Source organism: Brunnivagina elsteri CCALA 953, from assembly GCF_002289455.1.
Lineage (GTDB): Bacteria > Cyanobacteriota > Cyanobacteriia > Cyanobacteriales > Nostocaceae > Brunnivagina > Brunnivagina elsteri.
In genome coordinates this window covers 1-1,261 of sequence record NZ_NTFS01000766.1, presented here as the reverse complement: position 1 = coordinate 1,261, position 1,261 = coordinate 1, and the positions used below count along the sequence as shown (strand labels likewise).

1 protein-coding gene is annotated in these 1,261 nt (G+C 40.2%); it reads right to left on the bottom strand.

Annotated features, from left to right (window positions below):
- Nucleotides 1-395: 395 nt before the first annotated feature.
- A complete protein-coding gene (locus CK510_RS30550) occupies nt 396-920 on the bottom strand; it encodes a hypothetical protein (protein ID WP_095725144.1) in 525 nt (174 codons plus the stop codon).
- Between the last annotated feature and the right edge of the window lie 341 nt (nt 921-1,261).

The following is a 1,261-nucleotide window of genomic DNA, read 5'->3' as shown; positions in this document are numbered from 1 at the left end:
CACTCTCAACTACACCCCTAAATTCACAATAATATATTTTCGTGGAAAACTCCAGTTCTCAAAATGGACGAGGTTTACTACAGTCTATCGATTACGAACTACTCCCCATGTGACTCGAAAGACGGGCTGCAAAATACTGTTAGTACAGCACGGTATTAAATGAGCCATTAGACCAGCACACTGACCGTCTGTTTAGTTAAATCCGTAGAATATATACTACGAAATTTTGGAGAAGAATATATAATTAATTTGAATGCAGCTCTTTTCATGATACGATTCTCATTCTGATATAAAACCTAAAGTCCATATGGTATAAGAATTGTAAGTTCTAGAGATTCCAAAAGGAGGTTCGCTTAAAGTTCAAAAACCGCACCCAATTAATTTTGCGTAACCACTTATTGCGGCACCCATTTGTATTGGACTTCACCTCGGTGCTTTTCAGTGTCATTAAAAGTTCCCTGCATATAGCAGCCATCAGATGAAGTCAAAAGTTTGTTGGTGCTCACATAGCTGGTATTCCCATCAGGACGTAACGTGAGAGTAACTTCTCTATTAGGCGCAGGTGTCCTTGATGCGGTAAAGCTTCCTTGTTCACTAGCAGGTAGCCAAGTGCCGCTTTTTCGCGTTGTGAACGTAATAAAAGTTGAATACTCTGCGGAAGTGGCATTTGCTATCCCTGTGGTCTCCCATCGACCCAAGGGATAGCCAGCTTGTCTTGCACATGAATCCTGCTGCTCATTAAGTGCGAGCTTGCTATTCGACTGAGCAGTCTGTAAATCTTGGGAAGCTTTTTGGACTGTTTCTCCGTTGGCTGTTAGCGCGGAACTAGCGATCGTGGCAGATACTTTTGGAACAGAACCAGCAGCGCTGATCGAAGTCGCTATGGCAATTAGCAGAACTGTTCGACGTAAATAAATCATAGCTATGATTTGCTAAATATTCTCAATTGTAAGTAAAAGACTTTCCCTATAAAGGTTATAGGCGTTGTAGACGACATAACGTCAGGGCAGAGCTTGCATATCAATCCAAGGAACAGTTATGGAATTTTCACCTTTTCTACCAAGTCGTTCTCACCGGAGATTATGTACTGGGTTGCTCTCGTATCGCAGTACTCATGTGGATCTATTGGTTAATAAAAAGGTGTCAGTGAAATTACTACAAAAAGCGCCTAGATAATATATTAGTTGAAGTAATGAAAATTAAGGCTTATACTTACGTGCAGTATATTTAAAACATAATATGTTGTCTACTTCATAACATA

Excerpts from the sequence above, each read along its gene's own strand:
- CK510_RS30550 (WP_095725144.1), bottom strand. The coding sequence starts at position 920 with ATGATTTATTTACGTCGAACAGTTCTGCTAATTGCCATAGCGACTTCG.